We start from the raw sequence: 21,265 nt of genomic DNA, 5'->3' as shown, positions 1-21,265 counted from the left end.
TGTTAAAGATCGGTGCAGATCGCTGCGTTTCGTTTCCGTCGCTGCGTTGTCTGCTGAGGAGGCGAACTATACGTCAGCCCCCTAAACCCGTCAACACCTTTTGCGAGAAAAACCTCAACAAAAGCGGGTCTCACAGGGCAAACCATTGATGCGGCAAGAAATATCCAAAAGGGGTATTTGCCGGCACGCCTCAACCACCCCGCCGAACCATGAAAAACGGGCCGGCGCTTCGCCGGCCCGTTGCGGGATGCACGCAAATCTTCTAGTTTTTCACGCTCTCCGCCGGCTTCAGATAAGGCAGGAAGGCGTTGACGACTTCCGGATCGTCCGGCTTGGTGCGCGTGCCTATGCTGACCACCTTGCTGGCGCCGGGCAGGATCAGGTATTTGTGGAAGTTCCATACCGGAGCGTCGTCGGTGGCCTTGATCAAGGCTTTGAAGAACGGCTGCGCATCGGCGCCGCGCACATGCCCTTTTCCGGCCATCGGGAAGGTCACGCCGTAATTGGCTTCGCAGAAGGCGCCGATCTCCTTATCGCTCTCCAGTTCCTGAAAGAAATCATTGCTGGGAAAGCCGACCACCATCAGCCCCCTCTGCCCATAGGTCTGATACAGCGATTGCAGTTGCTTGAACTGCGGCGTGAAGCCGCAGTGGCTCGCGGTATTGACCACCAGCAGCGGCCGGTCCGCGTACTGGCATAGATTGATCTGACCGCCCATCAGACCCGGCACCGTGTAGTTCAATAAAGCCGGGCAAGCCGCCATCACCGCCTGACTGCAAAAAATCAGCATTGCGCCCCATCGTTTCATTCGCGTCTCCTCGCTGCGCCATACCTATATAGATGGCAGACAAAATAATAAGGCAATGCCTGAAGCATTGCCTTATCTATTGTCCTGAGCGCCGCGCGTCGGCGCCAGCTGTCATTCCTGCTGGCTGGCGATGTCGGCCCGCACCTTGTCCATGTCCAGTTCGCGCAGCCCCTGGATCAGTTGTTCGAATTGCGCCGCCATCATCGCGCCGGCCTGGTTGAACACCATGATGCCGTCCTTGATGGCGATCAGCGTCGGAATAGAGCGGATATTGAAGTGAGCGGCCAGGTCGCGTTCGTCTTCGGTATTGATCTTGCCGAACACGATGTCGGCGTGTTTTTCCGACGCGGCTTCGAAAGTGGGGCCGAACATTTTGCACGGACCGCACCACGGCGCCCAAAAGTCGAGGATGACCAGGCCTTCCTCTTTCATATGGGTGTTGAAGTTGTCGGCGTTGAGATTGATGTAAGCCATTGGGATGTCTTTCGCTGTCTGAAGCGCCCGCCAGCGGCGGGCTGTTGCAGCAAAGATAGGTACGCGGCCACGGCATTGCAAGGCTATCGCCTGGTTGAATTTATCAATCCGGACGATAGCCTCCGCTGCCGCAAGGCTTAGCCGATGAAGGGCAGCGCCAGGTAGAGCTTGATTACGATGGCGTTGACGATGTCGATGAAGAAGGCGCCCACCATGGGCACCACCAGAAAGGCCAGATGCGAAGGGCCGAAGCGCTCGGTCACCGCCTGCATATTGGCGATGGCGGTGGGGGTGGCGCCCAGGCCGAAGCCGCAATGGCCGGCGGCCAGCACCGCCGCGTCGTAATTGCGGCCCATCACCCGGAAGGTGATGAAGATCGCGTACATCGCCATCGCCGCGGTTTGCGCCAGCAGCAGCACGAAGATGGGCAGCGCCAACGCCGCCAAATCCCACAAGCGCAGCGACATCAGCGCCAGGGCCAGAAACAGCGACAGGCTGACGTTGCCGAGCACCGACACTTCGCGCTCGAAGATCTGATACCAACCCAAAGCCGCCAAGCCGTTGCTGATCAGCACGCCGACGAACAATACGCAGACGAAGGTGGGCAGCTCCAGCGGCGTGCCTTTGAGCAGGCCGCCGAGAAAGGTGCCGCCCAGCAAGCAGACGGCGATCAGCGCCAGGGTCTCTATGAAGGAGTGCGGCGTGATCAGACGCTGGGCGTCCGGTTGTTCGAAGGCCAGCGGCGGATCGTCGGCATTGTGCTCGGCGCCCGGGGTTTTGACTTTCTTGACCAGGAAGCGCGCCACCGGGCCGCCGATCAGGCCGCCCAGCACCAGGCCGAAGGTGGCGCAGGCCAGCGCCAGTTCCGACGCAGAGGCCAATCCGTATTTGGAGGCGAAGGTGCCGCCCCAGGCGGCGCCGGTGCCGTGACCGCCGGACAAGGTGATGGAGCCGGCCAGCAAGCCCATCAATGGGTCCAGGCCCAGCAGGCTGGCCAAGGCGATGCCCAAGGTGTTCTGCACCAGCAGCAGGCCGACCACCACGGCCAGGAAGACGCCGACGGTCTTGCCGCCCTGTTTCAGGCTTTTCAAATTGGCGTTGAGGCCGATGGAAGCGAAGAAGGCCAGCATCAGCGGGGTTTGCAGCGAAGCGTCAAAGCGGACTTCGCTGCCGGTGACTTGGCGGAACAGCAGCAGCAAGGCGGCGATCAGCAAGCCGCCGACCACCGGCTCGGGGATGTTGTAGGTACGCAGCGCGCCGACATGCGCCACCAGTTTGCGCCCGAGCAGCAAAACCAGCGACGCAGCCACCAGGGTGCCGTAGAAATCGAGTTGAATCATCGAGTCTCCTTATTGTGATGAGCGAAGGCGCGCATGATTCAGACTAGCAGCTGTCGGAATGTTGTCGCGCCATGCAATACGATAGGAAACCCGGCGATAAAGTTCGGCCTCTAATTAACCGGATCCTTATATAGAAGACTCAAACCGCTAGTCGCGGCGTATCTGCCAGCACTGATGGATGGCTCGGTTGCGGAAGTCTTCCGGCACCGATTGCGCGCTGATGTCGCGGATGACGTAATCCTCGGCCAGTCTCTCGTCCAGCTTGAAGCTGCGCAGATTATTGGAGAAGTACAAGGTGCCGCCCGGCGCCAGCAGCGCCATCGCGTAGTCGATCAGCCAGACGTGATCGCGCTGCACGTCCAGGATGTCGCGCATTTTCTTGGAGTTGGAGAAGGTGGGCGGGTCCATCACGATCAGGTCGAACTGCTTGCCGCCGTCCACCGCCTCTTCCAGATACTGGAACACGTCGGCCCTCACCAGCTGATGCCGGGCCAGATCCAGGCCGTTGAGCTCGAAATTGCGGCGCGACCAATCCTGATAGGTATTGGACATGTCCACGGTTTCGGAACTGATCGCCCCGCCGCAGCCGGCATAGACGGTGAAGCTGCCGGTATAGGCGAACAGATTGAGGAAACGCTTGCCGGCGGCCTCTTCCCTCACCCGCTTGCGGGTGTTGCGGTGGTCCAAGAACAGGCCGGTGTCCAGGTAGGCGTCCAGATTGACGATGAAACGCTGGCCGAACTCATCGATGATGAAGTCGTCGCCCGACTGTCCCACTTTCTCGTACTGGCTGACGCCCTTTTGACGGCGGCGGTTCTTCAGCGTCACCGCGCCGGGCGCAAGGCCGGTGACCGCGCACAGGCTGTCCACCACCGCGTTGATCCAGTCGCGATAGGCCTCGTCCTCCATCTCCCAACCGGTGTCGTACTCCTGCAGATGGACGCGCTCGCCGTACAGGTCCACCGCGAACGGGAACTGCGGCACGTCCTTGTCGTAAACGCGCCAGGCGTCCAGCCCCTGGCGGCGCGCCCATTTGGCGTGGTGCTTGAAATTCTTGGCCAGGCGATTGGCGAATGGGCTGACGTCCAGCATGAGTCCTCGATATGGGCGATGGGCAAAACACAAAACAAACGCGCCGCTGACTGCAGGCGGCGCGTGAACGGATATCCAATTCTATTACAGCCGCGGCTATTCGGACGAATACATCTCGATCAGCTTGCGGTAGACCGGCTCCGGCAGATATTGGCGAATCACGCTTTCCCAGCCGCGCGGCCCCACCAGGCCTTTGACCATCGTCGACGACACCTCGGCGTATTCGCGCGGCGGCAGCAGGAAGATGGTGGTGATGTCCGGGTGCAAATCGGAGTTGATGTAGCGCATGGTGCGCTCGTACTCATAGTCGCTGGCGGTGCGGATGCCGCGGATGATGTAGTTGGCGCCTATGCTTTGCGCGTAATTGACCAGGAACTGGTTCTCGAACACATCCACCCGCAACTTGCTGAAACCGCCGGTGACAGCGCGCAGCAAAGCCACTCGTTCCTCGACACTGAAGGTACAGTGTTTTTCCGGGTTCACTCCGACCGCTACGATCAATTCGTCAAACAGTTCCACCGCTTCGCGAATCATCCATAGGTGACCGTTGGTCACCGGGTCGAAGCTGCCCGCGTACACGGCTCGCTTCAATTCTCGTTTTCCTTTGACTGTGTGTGCCATGGCGAATGTATCGTGGTCGTTGGGGGCGGGTAAAGCAATTTTTGTGCATTGCGCAAAATGTTTCGCTTCCAGCTGGACTATCCGCAGCAGAATCTGTCCATTTTCCTCATTATCGACAAAGCGCGGCCAAAAAAAAGCGGGCCGCGCATGGCGGCCCCGCTGACGATAGGACAATACGCGCTCAGACGTTGATGTCTTCGGCGCGATGGCAGGCGATCATGCGCTGATCCAGCTCGCGCAATTCCGGCACCTCTTCCCCGCAACGCTGGTTCGCGTGCGGGCAGCGCTTGTGGAAGGCGCAGCCCGACGGCGGCTTCAAGGGGCTGGGCAGTTCGCCTTCGATCTTGATCTTGATGCGGCGCTGCTCAGGATGGATGGACGGCGTCGCCGACAACAAGGCCTGGGTATAGGGGTGCAGCGGCCGTTCGTAAACGCGGTTCTTTTCCCCCACCTCCACCGCGCGCCCCAGGTACATCACCATCAGGTCGTCGGCCACATGCTCAACCACCGACAGATTGTGGGAGATGAACACATAGGCGGTCTTGAACTCGTCCTGCAGATCCATGAACAGATTGAGCACCTGGGCCTGGATGGACACGTCCAGCGCCGAGGTGGGCTCGTCCGCCACCACGATCTTGGGGTTCAGCATCATTGCGCGCGCGATGGCGATGCGCTGACGCTGGCCGCCGGAGAACATGTGCGGATAGCGGAAGAAGTGCTCCGGCCGCAGACCGACCCGCTGCATCATGCCGCGCACCTTGTCTTCGCGCTCCTTGGCGTTCAGCGAGGTGTTGATCAGCAGCGGCTCGGCCAGCTGGCTGCCGATTTTCTGACGCGGATTCAAGGACGCGTACGGGTTTTGGAACACCATCTGCACCTTGGTGCGCATGGCTTTCAAGTCGGCCTTGCCGGCCTGGGCCGCGTCCTTGCCGTCCAGCAGCAAAGAACCGGAGGTCGGCGCTTCGATCAGCGTCAGTTGCCGGGCCAGCGTGCTCTTGCCGCAGCCGGATTCGCCCACCACCGCCAGCGTCTTGCCGGCCTGCAGTTCGAAGGAGACGCCGTTGAGCGCCTTGACCTGCGCCGAGGGCTTGAGGAAGCCCTGGGACACGTCGTAATAGCGGGTCAGATCCCGCGCTTGCAATACGGTGCTCATTTCGCCTCCTTGTCCAGCAACGGGTAGTGGCAGCGCACGGCGCCGCCCTCCACCGGGGTCAGCCCCGGACGCTGGGTCCGGCAGTTGTCCTTGACATAGGGGCAACGCGGCGACAACAGGCAGCCGCTGGGACGGTCGTACTGCCCCGGCACGATGCCGGGCAAGGTGTTCAGCCGATGCGCGCCTTTGCTGTGCTCCGGAATCGACGACAGCAGCGCCTCGGTGTACGGGTGGGTCGGGTGGTTGAACACGCCGGGCACCGCGCCCATCTCCGCCACCTGGCCGGCGTACATCACCGCCAGCCGGTGGGCCACCTCGGCCACCACCGCCAGATCGTGAGTGATCATGATCAGCGCCATGTTCTGGCTTTTCTGCAGACTGACCAGCAACTCCATGATCTGCGCCTGAATGGTCACGTCCAGCGCCGTGGTCGGCTCGTCGGCGATCAAGAGCTTGGGATTACAGGCGATGGCCATCGCGATCACCACGCGCTGGCTCATGCCGCCGGACAGCTGGTGCGGATAGGCGTTGAGCCGCGAGGCCGGCGCCGGAATCTCCACCAGTTCCATCAGTTCCAGCGCGCGCCGCTTCAGCGCCGCTCCGCGCAGACCCTGATGCAGCTTCAGCACTTCCATGATCTGGTAACCGACGGTGTAGCTGGGATTCAACGAGGTCATCGGGTCCTGGAAGATCATCGCGATGTCCTTGCCGACGATCTTGCGGCGCTCGCGCGAGGAAATGGTCAGCAGGTTCTTGCCGTCGAAGCTCAGTTCGTCCGCCACGATGCGACCCTGGCCTTCCAACAGCCCCATCATCGCCATCATGGTCACCGACTTGCCGGAGCCGGATTCGCCGACGATGCCGACGATCTCGCCCTGATTAACCTCTAGGTCCAGCCCTTCCACCGCGCGGAAGGGATTTTTTTCCGAACCAAACTCCACCGAGAGGTTCTTGATTTGCAACAAACTCATGTCCATCCCCTCAAGCGGCGCGCTTCAGTTTCGGGTCCAGCGCGTCGCGCAGGCCGTCGCCCATCAAGTTGATGGCGAGCACCGACAGCAAAATGGTCAGGCCGGGCAGCGTCACCACCCACCAGGCGCTTTCAATGTAATCGCGGGCCGAGGCCAGCATGGTGCCCCACTCCGGGGTGGGCGGCTGCACGCCCAGGCCGAGGAAGCCCAGCGCGGCGATCTCCAGAATGGCCGAGGAAAAGCTCATGGTCGCGTGCACGATCAAGGGCGCCATGCAGTTGGGCAGCACGGTGACGAACATCAGCCGCGGCAGGCCCGCGCCGGCCACGCGCGAGGCGGTGACGTAGTCGCGGTTCAGCTCGGTCATCGCCGACGCGCGGGTCAGGCGCACATAGGCGGGCAAGGACACGGTGGCGATGGCGATCATCGCGTTCATCAGCCCCGGTCCGAGAATGGCCATGATGGCCACCGCCAGCAACAGCGAGGGCAAGGCCATCATGATGTCCATCAGCCGCATGATCGCGCCGCCGAGGGCCTTGGGAAAGAAGGCGGCCAACAGGCCGAGCACCACGCCCGGCAGCAAGGCCATCAGCACCGAGCACAGGCCGATGAACAGCGACAGCCGCGCGCCGTGAATCAGCCGCGACAGGATGTCGCGCCCCAATTCGTCGGTGCCAAACAGGAACTGCGCCGAACCGCCGTCCACCCAGGCTGGCGGGGTCAGCAAATGATCGCGGTACTGCTCGATGGGGCTGTAGGGCGCCACCAGCGGCGCCAACAGCGCACAGGAGGTGACGATCAGCATGAAGATCAGGCCGGCCACCGCGCCCTTGTTGTGGGAAAAGCCCTGCCAGAACTCCTTCAGCGGCGAGGGATAGGCCAGCGCCAGGTCCGGCCCGGCGTTGACTTGCGTAGTCTGAGTCATAAGTCCACCTACTGGCTGTTACTTGGCGTGACGGATGCGCGGATTGGCGATGCCGTACAGGATGTCGACGATGAAGTTGGTGACGATCACCAGCGTCGCCACCATCAGGATGCCGTTCTGCACCACCGGATAATCGCGGCGGCTGATGGCGTCGATCAGCCATTTGCCTATGCCCGGCCAGGAGAAGATGGTTTCGGTCAGCACCGCGCCGCCCATCAGCGTGCCCACTTGCAGGCCGATCACGGTCAACACCGGGATCAGCGCGTTGCGCAGGGTGTGGATGAAGATCACTCGCGCCGGCGACAGGCCCTTGGCGCGCGCGGTGCGCACATAGTCTTCGCGCAGCACTTCCAGCATCGACGAGCGCGTCATCCGCGCGATCACCGCCAGCGGAATGGTGCCCAGCACGATGGCGGGCAGGATCAGGTGCATCAGCGCGTTCTTGAAGGCGCCGGCGTTCACTTCCGGATCCGCGACCTCCGCCATCCAGGAGTCGATCAGCATGAAGCCGGTATGCGGCGCGATGTCGAAGGTCAGGTCGACGCGGCCGGACACCGGGGTCCAGCCCAGCTTGACCGAGAAGAACATGATCAGGATCAGGCCCCACCAGAAGATGGGCATGGAGAAACCGGTCAGCGAGATGCCCATCACGCCGTGGTCGAACAGCGAGCCGCGCTTGATGGCGGCGATGACGCCGGCCAGCAGACCCAGCACGGTGGCGAAGATCAAGGCGGAGATCGCCAATTCCAGCGTGGCGGGGAACAGGGTTTTGAACTCGGTCCACACCCCGGTCTTGGTCACCAGGGACTCGCCCAGGTCGCCATGCAGCAGATTGACCACGTAGTCGAAATACTGAGCGTACAGCGGCTTGTCCAGACCCAGGCGATGCAAGGCTTCGGCGTGCATTTGCGGATCGAGCGCGCGCTCGCCCACCATCACCTCCACCGGATCGCCCGGAATCATGCGGATCAGGCCGAAGGTCAGCAGCGTGATGCCGAAGAAGGTTGGCACCAATAAACCCAACCTTCGCAGAATAAAGGAAAACATGAGGACTTCTCCCTTGCGCCGGCCCCGCTGGGCGACTGGGCGCAATACTCAAATGAGACCCAGAGCGACGACGCCTTGCATGGCAAACGGCGAACGACGGCTCTATTGCGTTTTGGGGAGACGTTACCGGAATCGGACGGAGAAGAAGCAAGGAAAACAGCAAGAAGAGCGCCGAAGCGATGGCATGCAACTGAACCACCCACCCACATCAGCTGCGCCACCGCCACGGCAAGTGCAAGATAGCACCCCTCGCCGCAGACGAGCTTGACCCAGGTCAAGCCGGACGCACAGCCTCTCCACGCTGTGACTGACTACCCTCTGAAAACCACCCAGTAGACGTTCCGCCGCCATCGGGCCCGCCGCCTCTGCGTGCGACTGGAAACCCAAGGCTTGTAGTGGCCAATAGCGCTCCGCTTCAGCGTCGGTCCCGGCCGCAACGCGGACAGGCCGGCATCAGCAGCGCCATTCGCCGAACTTAGCCAAAACATCGGGGGCCAGGCCCCCGATGTCGCCGTGTTTTTATTATTTCTGGCTTACTTGACGCTGACGCCGTAGAAGGAGTTCAGGCCGAAGGGGCTGACCTTGAAGCCCTGCACCGATTTCAGCATCGGCTGATTGACGGTGGAGTGGGCGATGGTGGTCATCGGCACTTGCTGTTTGACGATTTCCTGAGCCTTCATGTACAGCTTGGTGCGCTCGGCCACGTTGGCGGTGCGCTTGCCCTTCTGGATCAGGTCTTCAAACGGCTTGTAGCACCACTTGGAGAAGTTGTTGCCGTTCATCGCGTCGCAGCCGAACAGCACGCCCAGCCAGTTGTCCGGATCGCCGTTGTCGCCGGTCCAGCCGATCAACATCGTGTCATGCTCGCCGGCCTTGGCGCGCTTGATGTACTCGCCCCATTCGTAGGAAGTGATCTTGGCCTTGACGCCGATCTTGGCCCAGTCCGACTGCACCATTTCCGCCATCAGTTTGGCGTTGGGGTTGTACGGACGCTGTACCGGCATCGCCCACAAGCTCAATTCAAAGCCGTTGGGGTAGCCGGCCTTGGCCAGCAGCGCCTTGGCCTTGGCCACATCGTAAGGCGCGTCTTTCAGGCTCTTGTTGTAGGACCACTGGGTCGGCGGCATCGGATTGGTGGCCGGCTGGCCGGCGCCCTGGTACACCGCGTCGATGATGGCTTTCTTATTGATCGCCATGTCCAGCGCCTGACGCACTTCCAGCTTCTCCAGCGGCTTGTGCTTGACGTTGTAAGCCAGGTAGCCCAGGTTGAAGCCCGGCTGCGCGGTCACCGACAGCTTGGAATCGGCCTTCATCGCGGCCAGATCGGTCGGCCGCGGGTTGACGGTGATCTGGCACTCGCCGGCTTTCAGCTTCTGGTAGCGCACGGAAGCGTCGGTGGTGATGGCGAACACCAGATTGTCCACTTTCGGGCCGTCGGCCTTGTTCCAGTATTCCTTGTTGGCGGCGAAGCGGATCTGCGCGTCTTTCTGGTAACGCTTGAAGATGAACGGGCCGGTGCCCACCGGCTGCTGATTGATCAGCTGCGGCTTGCCGGCCTTGAGCAGCTTGTCCGCGTACTCGGCGGACTGCACCGAGGCGAAGCTCATCGCCAGGTTCTGCAGGAAGGCCGCGTCCAGGCTCTTCAGAGTGAACTTGACGGTGTTGGCGTCAATTTTCTCGACCTTGACGATATTGGTGTCCAAACCCATATCGGTGAAATACGGGAATTCGGTCGGATAGGCTTTGCGGAACGGATGGTTCTTGTCGACCATGCGGCTGAAGGTGAACACCACATCGTCGGCGTTGAATTCGCGGGTCGGCTTGAAGTAGTCGGTGGTCTGGAACTTCACGCCCTTGCGCAGATGGAAGGTGTAGCTCAGGCCGTCGGCGGCCACATCCCATTTCTCTGCCAGCGCCGGCACCACCTTGGTGCCGCCGCGTTGGAACTGCACCAGGCGGTTGAACACGGTTTCGGCGGAAGCGTCGAAATCGGTGCCGGTAGTGTATTGACCAGGGTCGAAACCCGCCGGGCTGCCTTCGGAGCAGTACACCAGGGTGCCGGCGGCCTGGGCGGCCATCGCGGTCCCGGCGATCAGGCCGGCTGCCAACAGCGCTTTCTTGACAGTTTGCATCTTTATTTCCTTTCCCTTGTACAGACTCATCGGTCTTTCTTGTCAGCGGGATCCTAGCCCGCCATGGGGGGATACATTATGCAGAGAGGACGCTTTTGACAAGCGTCCTCTGCTTTTTTCTGCCAAGGGCCCTTCGCGCTAGGACTATTTTTTCCGGCTTATCAGATTTTCCTCAGCACAACGCTGCCCACCGAATAGCCCGCGCCAAAAGATGAAATGACGCCGACATCCCCGCTCCGCAGGTCATCCGAATGCAGATGGAATGCAATCACGGAGCCGGCGGAACTGGTGTTGGCGTAACGGTCCAGAATCACCGGTGCCTCTTGATCTCCGGCCTCGCGGCCCAGCACGCGCCGGGAGATCAGCTGGTTCATCGCCAGATTGGCCTGGTGCAGCCAGAAGCGCGCCACCTCGGCCGGCGCGATGCCCAGGCCTTCCAGATGCGCGGCGATATGATCGCCCACCATCGGGCAGACTTCCTTGAACACCTTGCGGCCTTGCTGCACGAAAAGCTTGTCCGGCTGGCCTATCCCCGCCTCGTCGCAACGATTGAGGAAGCCGAAGTTGTTGCGGATATTATTGGAGAACACCGTGGCCAGCTTGCTGCCCAGCACCTCGTAACGCTGCGCCGAGCTCGCCGCCTCGGCGCGCTCCAGCACCACCGCGGTGCAAGCGTCGCCAAAGATGAAGTGGCTGTCGCGGTCGCGGAAGTTCAAATGGGCGGAACAGATTTCCGGATTCACCATCAGCACCGCGCGCGCCTGGCCGCAGGCGACGGCGTTGACCGCGGTCTGAATGCCGAAGGTGGCGGACGAGCAGGCCACGTTCATATCGAAGGCGTAGCCCTGGATGCCGAGCGCCTGCTGCACTTCGATGGACACCGCCGGGTACGGACGCTGCATATTGGAGCAGGCGACGATGACCATGTCGATGTCCGCGGCGCTGCGGCCGGCGCGTTCCAGCGCCTGGCGCGCCGCGGCCACCGCCATCTCCGCCTGCACCGACAACTCGTCGTTGCCGCGCTCCGGCAAACGCGGCGCCATTCTGGCCGGATCCAGCACCCCGCTCTTGTCCATCAGGAAACGTTGCTTGATGCCGGAGGCTTTCTCAATGAATTCGGAACTGGACTCGGCCAGCGCTTCCATTTCTCCGGCGGCGATCCGGTCCGCGTGCTGCTGATTGTGAGCGTGTACAAAGGCATTGAAAGCCGCGACCAGTTCCTGGTTGCTGACCGCGTGCGGCGGCGTGAACAAGCCGGTTCCGCTAATGACGACCTTGTGCATGAATTGTCCTTTTAGCCCCCCGTGACCCGGGTAAGTGTAGATTTTTGTTGCGGCGACGACAGTCCTCGCTGCGCCGCCCGAGCGGAAATGCCCGCCCCGTTTCGGCCCGTCCGCGGACGATCCTTATCCGTCGCCGGATTCTACACCAAGCCCTTCATCTGAAAGTAATAAAACCGCAAACGCCGCCGCGGCGCGGCTCGCGGCCCTTCCCGCCTCTGCGCGGCCGGCTCGCGCCGCCTTGCCGACGCCCGATTCCGGCCTGCGGCCTGCCGCGGATCCCGTAGGCAAAACTACCCCTCGAACTAAAAACCGAGTAAAATGATCGGCTTTGCGCAGCCGCATCCTCATTAGCCTCCGCCGATAATAGTTGACTAAAACAGTCGGATATTAGGTATAATCGTCTGCATCAGGAATTCATCCTCCTCCAAATACCCACTCTTGGAGACCAGAGACATGCGTTTAACCACTAAAGGGCGTTTTGCCGTCACCGCGATGCTGGATCTGGCATTGCGCGAGAGCGGCGGCCCGGTCACGCTGGCCGGCATCAGCGAGCGTCAAGGCATCTCGCTCTCCTACTTGGAACAACTCTTCGGCAAGCTGCGGCGCGCCGAACTGGTGGACAGCGTGCGCGGCCCCGGCGGCGGCTACACCCTGGCCAAGACCCCGATCGACATCTCCGTGGCCGACATCATCACCGCCGTGGACGAACCGGTGGACGCCACCCAGTGCGGCGGCCGCGAGAACTGTCGCGGCAATCAGCGCTGCATGACCCACGATTTGTGGACCAATCTGAACGTCACCATTTTCGACTACCTGTCCAAGGTCAGCCTCGCCAGCCTGGTTGAGCAGCAAAAGACCAAGGAAAACACTGTATTGCAGGATAAGCGCGAATGCAGCGTGGTTCACGCTTCTGCCGCCTCCGGCGCCCTGTGAGGCGCGGACCCATCTTCTGTGGAGAGAATATAAATGAGCCAGCTCAAGCATCCGATCTACCTCGACTACTCGGCCACCACGCCGGTAGACCCGCGCGTTGCCGACAAGATGATTCCCTATCTTTACGAAAAGTTCGGCAACCCGGCCTCCCGCAGCCACAGCTTCGGCTGGGACGCGGAGGAAGCGGTGGAGAACGCGCGCGCTGAAGTGGCCAAGCTGATCAACGCCGACTCCAAGGAAATCGTCTGGACCTCCGGCGCCACCGAGTCCGACAACCTGGCGATCAAGGGCGCCGCCCACTTCTACAAGAGCAAGGGCAAGCACCTGATCACCGTCAAGACCGAACACAAGGCGGTGCTGGACACCATGCGCGAGCTGGAACGCCAGGGCTTTGAAGTGACCTATCTGGGCGTGCAGGACAACGGCCTGCTGGACATTGAAGAATTCAAGGCCGCCATCCGCCCGGACACCATCGTCGCCTCGGTGATGTTCGTCAACAATGAAATCGGCGTGGTGCAGGACATCGAACAGCTGGGCGAAATCTGCCGCGCCAAGGGCGTGATCTTCCATGTCGACGCCACCCAGGCGCCGGGCAAGGTGATCATCGACATGGAAAAGCAGAAAGTGGACCTGCTCAGCCTGTCCGCCCACAAAGTGTACGGCCCCAAAGGCATCGGCGCGCTGTACGTGCGCCGCAAGCCGCGCGTGCGCCTGGAAGCGCAGATGCACGGCGGCGGCCATGAGCGCGGTTTCCGCTCCGGCACCCTGGCCACCCACCAGATCGTGGGCATGGGCGAAGCCTTCCGCATCGCCCGCGAAGAGATGGACAGCGAGCGCGAACGCATCCGCATGCTGCGCGATCGCCTGTGGAACGGCATCAAGAACATGGAAGAGGTCTACATCAACGGCGACATCGACCAACGCGTGCCGCACAACCTCAATGTCAGCTTCAACTTCGTCGAAGGCGAAAGCCTGATCATGGCGATCAAGGAGCTGGCCGTATCCAGCGGTTCGGCTTGTACCTCGGCTTCGCTGGAGCCGTCCTACGTGCTGCGCGCGCTGGGCCGCAACGACGAAATGGCCCACAGCTCGATCCGTTTCACGCTGGGCCGCTTCACCACCGAGGAGGAAATCGACTTCGCGGTGAATCTGCTAAACCAAAAGATCGGCAAGCTGCGCGAACTGTCCCCCTTGTGGGAAATGTTCAAAGACGGCGTGGATCTGAATTCGGTTCAATGGGCCGCCCACTAAGGGCGACAGCAATATCCAGCGCCGAGCCGGCCAGGCCGGAGCGGCGCTGAAGGAGACAATCATGGCATACAGCGACAAGGTAATGGATCACTACGAAAACCCGCGCAACGTGGGCTCTTTCGAAAAAGGCGACGACAGCGTGGGCACCGGCATGGTGGGCGCGCCGGCCTGTGGCGACGTGATGAAGCTGCAAATCAAGGTGGGCGAGGACGGCGTGATTCAGGACGCCAAGTTCAAGACTTACGGCTGCGGCTCCGCCATCGCCTCCTCCTCGCTGGTGACCGAATGGGTCAAGGGCAAATCGCTGGACGAGGCGCTGGATATCAAGAACACCGCCATCGCCGAAGAACTGGCCTTGCCGCCGGTGAAGATTCACTGCTCCATCCTGGCCGAAGACGCGATCAAGGCTGCGGTCAACGACTACAAGCAAAAGCACGGCAAATAATCAGCGGGGACACATCATGGCTATCACCCTTTCCGAACGCGCCGCCGCTCACGTCAGCGCCTTCATCGCCAAACGCGGCAAGGGCTTGGGCATCCGTCTGGGCGTCAAGACCTCCGGCTGCTCCGGCATGGCCTACAAGCTGGAGTTCGTCGACGCGGCCAGCGACGAAGACGTGACCTTTGAAAGCCATGGCGTCACCGTGTTCACCGATGCCAAGAGCCTGGCCTATCTCGACGGCACCGAGCTGGATTACGCCAAGGAAGGCTTGAACGAGGGGTTTCAGTTCAACAACCCCAACGTCAAAAACGAGTGCGGCTGCGGCGAAAGCTTCAACGTCTGACCCCGGCAGGCGGGCGCGCTTCGGCGCCGCCCGCCCGTCGTCCAACTGTACGCTAGGTTTTCCGGCCCCATCCCTATGAGCACCGATTTCAGCCAAGACTTCTTCTCCCTGTTCAATCTGCCGCGCCGTTTCGCCATCGACAGCCAAGCGCTGGAGCACGCCTGGCGCACCGCCGCGGCCCAGGTCCATCCCGACCGCTACGCCAGCAGCTCCGACGCCGAAAAACGCAGCGCGCTGATGCAGGCCACCCGGGTCAACGAAGCCTACCAAACGCTGAAGTCGCCGCTGAACCGCGCCCGCTACCTGCTGACGCTCGCCGGCGTGGACACCCAGGAAGACACCAACACTCAGATGCCGGCCGCCTTCCTAATGGCGCAGATGGAATGGCGCGAAAACATCGAAGAAGCCCGCGCCGGCGGCGAACTCGAACGCCTGGAAGCCTTGTCGCGCCAGTTGCGGGATGAGAGCCGCGCGCATCAGGCCGAGTTGGAGCTGGCGCTGGACCAGCGCGCCGACTTGGACGCCGCCGCGCTTCTAGTGAGAAAATTGCGGTTTTTGGAAAAACTGGACCAGGAAATCGGCGATGCCATCGAGGCGCTGCTTGACTGAGCCCTCGGCCGCCGGCCCTTCCCCGTCGTGGGGATCGCGCTCCGGCCCGTCCTCTCCATCCGCCTCCGCAGCAGCAGGCGGCTTACCTCGAACTGATTTGAACTAAATATGGCCTTACTGCAAATCGCCGAACCCGGCCTCTCCGCCGCCCCTCACCAACACCGCTTGGCGATCGGCATCGATCTGGGCACCACCAATTCCCTGGTGGCCTCGGTGCGCAGCGGATCCGCCGCCGTGCTCAAGGACGAGCACGGCCGCAGCCTGCTGCCCTCGGTGGTGCGCTACGCCGAAGAAGGCGGCGTCAGCGTGGGCTACGACGCCCAGAAAGAGCAGAACAAGGACCCGCACAACACCATCGTCTCGGTGAAGCGCTTCATGGGCCGCGGCCTGGCCGATCTGCCGGACGTCCGCAACCTGCCCTATCGCTTCGTCGACGCGCCCGGCATGCTGCAACTGGTGACCCGCGGCGGCATCAAAAGCCCGGTGGAAATCTCCGCCGACATTCTGCGCACCCTGAAACAGCGCGCCGAAGCCAGCCTGGGCGGCGATCTGACCGGCGCGGTCATCACCGTGCCGGCCTATTTCGACGACGCCCAGCGTCAGGCCACCAAGGACGCCGCGCGTCTGGCCGGCCTGAACGTGCTGCGCCTGCTGAACGAACCCACCGCCGCCGCCATCGCCTACGGGCTGGACAACGGCAGCGAAGGCATATACGTCGTCTACGATCTGGGCGGCGGCACCTTCGACGTATCCATTCTCAAGCTCAGCCGCGGCGTGTTCGAAGTGCTGGCCACCAGCGGCGACTCCGCGCTGGGCGGCGACGACTTCGACCATCGCGTCTACTGCTGGATGCTGGAACAAGCCGGCCTGTCCGGGCTAGGCGCCCAGGATACCCGCTTGCTGCTGACCCGCGCCCGCGAGGCCAAGGAAGCGCTGACCGAGCACGCGGAGACTCAGATCACCGCGCTGCTGTCCGACGGCCAGGCCCTGAACCTGACGCTGGACCAGGACACCTTCCGCGGCATCACCAAGAACCTAGTGGACAAGACCCTGCTGCCGGTGCGCAAGGCGCTGCGCGACGCCGGCGTCGCCGCGGACGAGGTCCATGGCGTGGTGATGGTGGGCGGCGCCACCCGCATGCCCCAAGTGCAAAAAGCCGTCGGCGATTTCTTCCGCCAGGAGCCGCTGACCAATCTGGACCCGGACAAGGTCGTCGCCTTGGGCGCGGCGATCCAGGCCAATGTGCTGGCCGGCAACAAGGGCGACGACGAGTGGCTGCTGCTGGACGTGATCCCGCTGTCGCTGGGCATCGAGACCATGGGCGGCCTGACCGAGAAGATCATTCCGCGCAACAGCACCATCCCTGTGGCCCGCGCTCAGGACTTCACCACCTTCAAGGACGGCCAGACCGCGATGTCCATCCACGTGCTGCAAGGCGAGCGCGAGCTGGTGGCCGATTGCCGTTCGCTGGCCAAGTTCACCCTGAGCGGCATCCCGCCGATGGTGGCCGGCGCGGCGCGCATCCGCATCACCTTCCAGGTGGACGCCGACGGCCTGCTGGAAGTGTCCGCCCGCGAACAGACCAACGGCGTGGAAGCGCGCATCGAGGTCAAGCCCTCCTACGGCCTGAGCGACGAGGAAATCAGCCGCATGCTGACCGAGTCCATGACCCATGTGCATGAAGACATTGAGGCGCGCAAGCTGCGCGAAGCCGTCGTCGACGCCACCAGCCTCAGCGAGGCCTGTCGCGTTGCGCTCGCCAGCGACGGCGACCTACTGGACGCCGACGAGCGCGCCGCGGTGGAAGAGGCGCTGGCGGCCGTGGACGCGGCCATCGCCGCCGCTCAAATCGCGCGCGAGGTCAACGAGGCCTCCGGCCGCCTCAACCGCGCCACCGAAGAATTCGCCTCGCGCCGCATGGATCGCAATATCCGACGCGCGCTCAAAGGCCACAACATTTCCGATTTGTAAGGATCCGCCATGCCGCGAATCATCGTATTGCCCCACGCCGACCTCTGCCCGGAAGGCCTGGTCATCGACAACGCCGAACCCGGCCAGAACATCTGCCAGGTCCTGCTGGATCACGATATCGAGATCGAGCACGCCTGCGAGATGTCCTGTGCCTGCACAACCTGCCATTGCATCGTCCGCGAAGGCGGCGACTCCCTGAACGAAGCCGACGAGCTGGAAGAAGACCTGCTGGACAAGGCCTGGGGACTGGAAGCCCAGTCCCGGCTGTCCTGCCAGGCCATTGTCGCCGATGAGGATTTGGTGATAGACATTCCCCGGTACACCATCAACCACGCCCGCGAACACCATTGAGTTTTCCTTCTCAAGCGCACTGCCTTTGTCGCCGCCGCCTTGCCGTGCCATAGCACTGTCTGCGGCTTGGCTTCGCGGCATCGCCGCTTGATAAGAAAAATCAAACTCAAGTACCGCAAATCAGGCTCAGGAGAGACACAAGATGAAATGGACCGACGTGCTGGACATCGCCATCGAACTGGCGGAAACCCATCCGGAAGTCGACCCCAAGACCGTGCGCTTCGTTGATCTGCACAACTGGGTCGTCGAGCTGCCGGATTTTGACGACGACCACAGCCGCGGCGGCGAACGCGTGCTGGAGGCGATCCAGCAAGCCTGGATCGACGAGGTGGAATAAGCCTCCCCGCCCCCCGTTTTAGCAAGGCCGCGTCGCAGGATGCGGCCTTTTTGCCGTCTTGGGCCCAAAACCCGCCGTCTCCGCATAGGAAAAGACGGGCCGATGGCGGTATCATCGGACAAAGGCTGCGACAGCCCGCCGGCAGCCTCCTCTTTCGAAACGGAGCTCCCTGATGTTCACCCTCATCATCGGCAATAAAAACTACTCCTCCTGGTCCCTGCGCCCCTGGCTGGTGCTGAAAATGCTGGACGAGCCGTTTGAAGAGCAGCAGATCGATCTCTATCTGTCCGACACCAAGGCCCGCATCCTGGCCGCCAACCCGGCCGGCAAGGTGCCCGTGCTGATAGACCGCAAGCTGCGGATCTGGGATTCGCTGGCCATCTGCGAATACCTGGCCGAATGCTTTCCCGCCGCCAAGCTGTGGCCGGACGACGCGGGACTGCGCGCGATCGCCCGCTCCATCGTCGCCGAGATCCACTCCGGCTTCTCCGCGCTGCGCGAACACCTAGCGATGAATCTGACGCTGCGCCACATCAATTATCAGAGCACGCCGGCGGTGGAGTTCGACATCGCCCGCATCATCTCGCTGTGGGAAGAGCATCTGCCGCGCCACCAGGCCAACGGCGAATTCATCTTCGGCGGCTTCAGCATCGCCGACGCCTTCTTCGCTCCCATCGCCACCCGCTTCCACACTTATAACGTCAAATTGCCGGAGCAATCGCAGGCTTACGTCGATCGTCTGCTGGCTTTGCCGGCGATGCGGGAGTGGTATGAGGCCGCCCAGGCGGAAGGTCAGCGCGCTTCATAGCGGATAATGTCGCAATTAGAGTGGAAGGACGCGCCATAACTCATTAGAATGGCGCGTTTTTTTATCATTTTTACGCGTAGAAGGATAGTTTCATGACCACCCCGTTCATCATCGGCGTTGCAGGCGGCAGCGGCAGCGGTAAAACCACGGTGACCAATCAAGTGCTGGAAACCATTGGCTCCGAGATGGCGGCAGTGATCATTCAAGACTATTACTACCGCGATCAGAGCCATCTGACCTTCGAACAACGGCTGGCCACCAACTACGACCACCCGCAAGCCTTCGATTGGCCGCTGCTGATCGAGCACATCGACGATCTGCGCAACGGCCGCGCCATCGAAATGCCGGTCTACGACTTCGCCAACCACACCCGCGCCGAGGAAACCATCACCGTGCAGCCGGCGCCGGTCATCGTCATCGAAGGCCTGTTCCCGCTGTACGACGCCGCGCTGCGCGACATGATGTCCTTGAAGATCTTCGTCGACACCGATTCCGACGTGCGCTTCATCCGTCGTCTCAAGCGCGACATCACCGAACGCGGCCGCACCACCGACAGCGTGATCGAACAATACCTGACCACGGTGCGCCCGATGCACAACCAGTTCATCGAGCCCACCAAGCGCTTCGCCGATGTGATCCTGCCGCACGGCGCCAATGATCCGGCGGTGGACATCATCACCACCAAGGTGGCCAGCCTGATGGTGCACAACTGATTTACCCGGCGGCGTCCGCGCCGCCGTCTTCCGCCCGCTCAGCGGGCCCCAAGCACAGGAGCACTCCATGCACACGATCAAACCGCGCAATCCGCACGCTTGCGCGCCCATCATGAAAAAAGGCGGCGCCCACGGACAAAGCCGCTCCGGACAGCGCCAGGCCGGACGCCAGGCCATGCTGGCCGAACTGGATCTGGATTGGGATCTGGATTGGAACGAAGCGGACGCCTATCCGCCGCAGCCGCAAGCCGCTGCCGACGACGAGCCGGCGGTTTTTGGCGACGTGAATAACAAAGAGCCGCGCAATGCGCGGCTCTTTGTTATTCACGGGGCCCAGCCGGCGTTTAAACGTCGGACTTCAACTGCAGCAAATCCCAGCGATTGCCGTACAAGTCCTCGAACACCACCACGGTGCCGTATTCCTCCTCGCGCGGCTGCTCGCTGAAGCTCACGCCCGCCGCCGCCATGCGGCGGTAATCGCGCCAGAAATCGTCGGTATGCAGGAAGAAACCCACGCGGCCGCCGGTCTGGCCGCCCACCGCCGCCTGCTGCCGCGCATTGCTCGCCTTGGCCAGCAGCAGCGCGCACTCGCTCGCTCCCGGCGGCGCCACGCGCACCCAGCGCTTGTCCTCGCCCTGGCGCTCATCCTCCAGCAAGACAAAGCCCAGCTTGTCCACATACCAGGCGATGGCTTCATCGTAATCCGTCACCACCAGGGCGACCGAACCCAAAAACTGTTTCATATCACGCTCCAAACAAAAACGGCGCCCCCGAGGACGCCGTGACGCGTTAGCCGCTCAAACCCCAAGGGGCCCAAACCGGCAGCGCTTACTTGCCGATATGCGGCGCCAGCGTATGCAGCAGCTGCGCCAGCACTTTCGGGTTGGCGGCGACGATGTCGCCGGACTCCAGCCAGCCTTGTTCGCCGGACAAATCGGTGACGATGCCGCCCGCTTCCTGCACGATCAGGCTGCCCGCGGCGATGTCCCAAGGCTTGAGGTTCAGCTCCCAGAAACCTTCCACGCGGCCGCAAGCGACATTGCACAGGTCCAGCGAGGCCGCGCCTTCGCGGCGTACGCCGGCGGTCTTGGCCAGCACATCCTTGAGCATGCCCAGGTATTGGTCGATATAACTTTGGTCGGACACCGGGAAGCCGGTGGCGATCACGCATTCATTCATCATGAAGCGTTTGGACACGCGGATGCGGCGATCGTTGAGGAAGGCGCCGACGCCGCGCGAGGCGGTGAACAGATCGTTGCGGTTGGGGTCGAAGACCACGGCTTGCTGCACCTGGCCCTTGTGCGCCAGCGCGATGGAGATCGCGTACTGCGGGTGGCCGCGCAGGAAGTTGGTAGTGCCGTCGATCGGATCGATGATCCACTCGTATTCCGACGAACCGATGCCTTTCGCGCCGGACTCTTCTGCTAGAATCGCGTGCTTGGGATAAGCTTCCAGAATGGAAGCGATGATGGACTCTTCCGCGGCGCGGTCCACTTCGGTCACGAAGTCATTGTGTTTCTTGCGCTCTACGCGCACCGCGTCGAGATTCAGCGACGCGCGCTGGATGACACTGCCGGCGCGGCGAGCGGCTTTCACCGCGACATTGAGCATCGGATGCATTGACGGCCTCTACACTTTCAACCATGACAGACGTCCGCCAC

The 21,265-nt window shown here is 62.2% G+C and carries 24 protein-coding genes; 10 read left to right on the top strand and 14 right to left on the bottom strand.

Translation table 11 applies throughout. The features are described 5' to 3' along the window. Positions 1-262 precede the first annotated feature (262 nt). The 11 genes from QUG03_RS05755 to QUG03_RS05705 all read right to left on the bottom strand — a co-directional run bounded on the left by QUG03_RS05755 (position 263) and on the right by QUG03_RS05705 (position 11,846). Positions 263-808, bottom strand: coding sequence for a glutathione peroxidase (locus tag QUG03_RS05755; protein WP_107800335.1), 546 nt, complete (start codon positions 806-808; stop codon positions 263-265). A gap of 111 nt (positions 809-919) precedes the next feature. After that, positions 920-1,282 carry a thioredoxin gene (trxA, locus tag QUG03_RS05750; RefSeq protein WP_107800336.1) on the bottom strand — a complete coding sequence of 121 codons (363 nt, stop codon included), beginning with the start codon at positions 1,280-1,282 and terminating at the stop codon, positions 920-922. 137 nt (positions 1,283-1,419) lie between these two features. Further along, the gene (gene gltS / locus QUG03_RS05745) at positions 1,420-2,622 is read right to left on the bottom strand and encodes a sodium/glutamate symporter (protein WP_253314516.1); all 1,203 of its coding nucleotides are present in this window, start codon (positions 2,620-2,622) and stop codon (positions 1,420-1,422) included. Between the two features lie 147 nt (positions 2,623-2,769). After that, positions 2,770-3,714 carry a class I SAM-dependent methyltransferase gene (locus QUG03_RS05740; RefSeq protein ID WP_107800338.1) on the bottom strand — a complete coding sequence of 315 codons (945 nt, stop codon included), beginning with the start codon at positions 3,712-3,714 and terminating at the stop codon, positions 2,770-2,772. A gap of 96 nt (positions 3,715-3,810) precedes the next feature. Continuing rightward, the gene (gene coaD / locus QUG03_RS05735) at positions 3,811-4,335 is read right to left on the bottom strand and encodes a pantetheine-phosphate adenylyltransferase (RefSeq protein WP_107800339.1); all 525 of its coding nucleotides are present in this window, start codon (positions 4,333-4,335) and stop codon (positions 3,811-3,813) included. A gap of 181 nt (positions 4,336-4,516) precedes the next feature. After that, on the bottom strand, positions 4,517-5,488 hold the full coding sequence (locus QUG03_RS05730; RefSeq protein WP_227104687.1) for a peptide ABC transporter ATP-binding protein: 972 nt from the start codon (positions 5,486-5,488) through the stop codon (positions 4,517-4,519). Further along, positions 5,485-6,459, bottom strand: coding sequence for an ABC transporter ATP-binding protein (locus tag QUG03_RS05725; RefSeq protein ID WP_107801933.1), 975 nt, complete (start codon positions 6,457-6,459; stop codon positions 5,485-5,487). The genes QUG03_RS05730 and QUG03_RS05725 overlap by 4 nt, the downstream gene beginning before the upstream one ends. A 10-nt stretch (positions 6,460-6,469) precedes the next feature. Beyond that, the gene (locus QUG03_RS05720) at positions 6,470-7,384 is read right to left on the bottom strand and encodes an ABC transporter permease subunit (protein ID WP_107800341.1); all 915 of its coding nucleotides are present in this window, start codon (positions 7,382-7,384) and stop codon (positions 6,470-6,472) included. 18 nt (positions 7,385-7,402) lie between these two features. Continuing rightward, a complete protein-coding gene (locus tag QUG03_RS05715; RefSeq protein ID WP_107800342.1) occupies positions 7,403-8,431 on the bottom strand; it encodes an ABC transporter permease subunit in 1,029 nt (342 codons plus the stop codon). 533 nt (positions 8,432-8,964) lie between these two features. After that, positions 8,965-10,563, bottom strand: coding sequence for an ABC transporter substrate-binding protein (locus QUG03_RS05710; RefSeq protein WP_107800343.1), 1,599 nt, complete (start codon positions 10,561-10,563; stop codon positions 8,965-8,967). Between the two features lie 161 nt (positions 10,564-10,724). After that, the gene (locus QUG03_RS05705) at positions 10,725-11,846 is read right to left on the bottom strand and encodes a beta-ketoacyl-ACP synthase III (RefSeq protein ID WP_227104689.1); all 1,122 of its coding nucleotides are present in this window, start codon (positions 11,844-11,846) and stop codon (positions 10,725-10,727) included. Positions 11,847-12,299: 453 nt separating this feature from the next. Between QUG03_RS05705 and iscR the strand changes: the two genes are divergently transcribed. From iscR to udk, 10 genes are all read left to right on the top strand, one after another. Next, positions 12,300-12,779 carry a Fe-S cluster assembly transcriptional regulator IscR gene (gene iscR, locus QUG03_RS05700; protein ID WP_107800345.1) on the top strand — a complete coding sequence of 160 codons (480 nt, stop codon included), beginning with the start codon at positions 12,300-12,302 and terminating at the stop codon, positions 12,777-12,779. 33 nt (positions 12,780-12,812) lie between these two features. Continuing rightward, positions 12,813-14,030: an IscS subfamily cysteine desulfurase gene (locus QUG03_RS05695; protein ID WP_107800346.1), complete on the top strand. Its 1,218-nt coding sequence runs from the start codon at positions 12,813-12,815 to the stop codon at positions 14,028-14,030. Between the two features lie 61 nt (positions 14,031-14,091). Continuing rightward, on the top strand, positions 14,092-14,475 hold the full coding sequence (gene iscU / locus QUG03_RS05690) for a Fe-S cluster assembly scaffold IscU (protein ID WP_048411946.1): 384 nt from the start codon (positions 14,092-14,094) through the stop codon (positions 14,473-14,475). A gap of 16 nt (positions 14,476-14,491) precedes the next feature. Further along, positions 14,492-14,815: an iron-sulfur cluster assembly protein IscA gene (gene iscA, locus QUG03_RS05685; protein WP_107800347.1), complete on the top strand. Its 324-nt coding sequence runs from the start codon at positions 14,492-14,494 to the stop codon at positions 14,813-14,815. Between the two features lie 75 nt (positions 14,816-14,890). Beyond that, positions 14,891-15,424, top strand: coding sequence for a Fe-S protein assembly co-chaperone HscB (hscB, locus tag QUG03_RS05680; protein WP_500819611.1), 534 nt, complete (start codon positions 14,891-14,893; stop codon positions 15,422-15,424). Between the two features lie 108 nt (positions 15,425-15,532). Continuing rightward, positions 15,533-17,395: a Fe-S protein assembly chaperone HscA gene (gene hscA, locus QUG03_RS05675; RefSeq protein WP_500819610.1), complete on the top strand. Its 1,863-nt coding sequence runs from the start codon at positions 15,533-15,535 to the stop codon at positions 17,393-17,395. Between the two features lie 9 nt (positions 17,396-17,404). After that, positions 17,405-17,746 carry an ISC system 2Fe-2S type ferredoxin gene (gene fdx, locus QUG03_RS05670; protein WP_107800350.1) on the top strand — a complete coding sequence of 114 codons (342 nt, stop codon included), beginning with the start codon at positions 17,405-17,407 and terminating at the stop codon, positions 17,744-17,746. Positions 17,747-17,888: 142 nt separating this feature from the next. Then, positions 17,889-18,083 carry a Fe-S cluster assembly protein IscX gene (gene iscX, locus QUG03_RS05665; RefSeq protein ID WP_107800351.1) on the top strand — a complete coding sequence of 65 codons (195 nt, stop codon included), beginning with the start codon at positions 17,889-17,891 and terminating at the stop codon, positions 18,081-18,083. Positions 18,084-18,255: 172 nt separating this feature from the next. Further along, entirely contained in the window at positions 18,256-18,891 is a 636-nt protein-coding gene (locus QUG03_RS05660; RefSeq protein ID WP_500819609.1) for a glutathione S-transferase family protein, read from the top strand. A gap of 92 nt (positions 18,892-18,983) precedes the next feature. Next, entirely contained in the window at positions 18,984-19,604 is a 621-nt protein-coding gene (gene udk / locus QUG03_RS05655; RefSeq protein WP_048413454.1) for a uridine kinase, read from the top strand. A gap of 1 nt (position 19,605) precedes the next feature. On the opposite strand, the gene QUG03_RS05650 is transcribed toward udk, so the two are convergent. The 3 genes from QUG03_RS05650 to QUG03_RS05640 form a co-directional block, all read right to left on the bottom strand. Further along, positions 19,606-19,932 carry a hypothetical protein gene (locus QUG03_RS05650; protein WP_235087051.1) on the bottom strand — a complete coding sequence of 109 codons (327 nt, stop codon included), beginning with the start codon at positions 19,930-19,932 and terminating at the stop codon, positions 19,606-19,608. 16 nt (positions 19,933-19,948) lie between these two features. Next, the gene (locus tag QUG03_RS05645; protein ID WP_107800353.1) at positions 19,949-20,347 is read right to left on the bottom strand and encodes a VOC family protein; all 399 of its coding nucleotides are present in this window, start codon (positions 20,345-20,347) and stop codon (positions 19,949-19,951) included. A gap of 85 nt (positions 20,348-20,432) precedes the next feature. Next, the gene (locus QUG03_RS05640) at positions 20,433-21,224 is read right to left on the bottom strand and encodes an inositol monophosphatase family protein (protein ID WP_500819608.1); all 792 of its coding nucleotides are present in this window, start codon (positions 21,222-21,224) and stop codon (positions 20,433-20,435) included. Positions 21,225-21,265 lie beyond the last annotated feature (41 nt).

The organism is Chromobacterium sp. CCUG 30098 (assembly GCF_059916605.1).
This window is presented reverse-complemented; position numbering and strand designations above follow the sequence as displayed.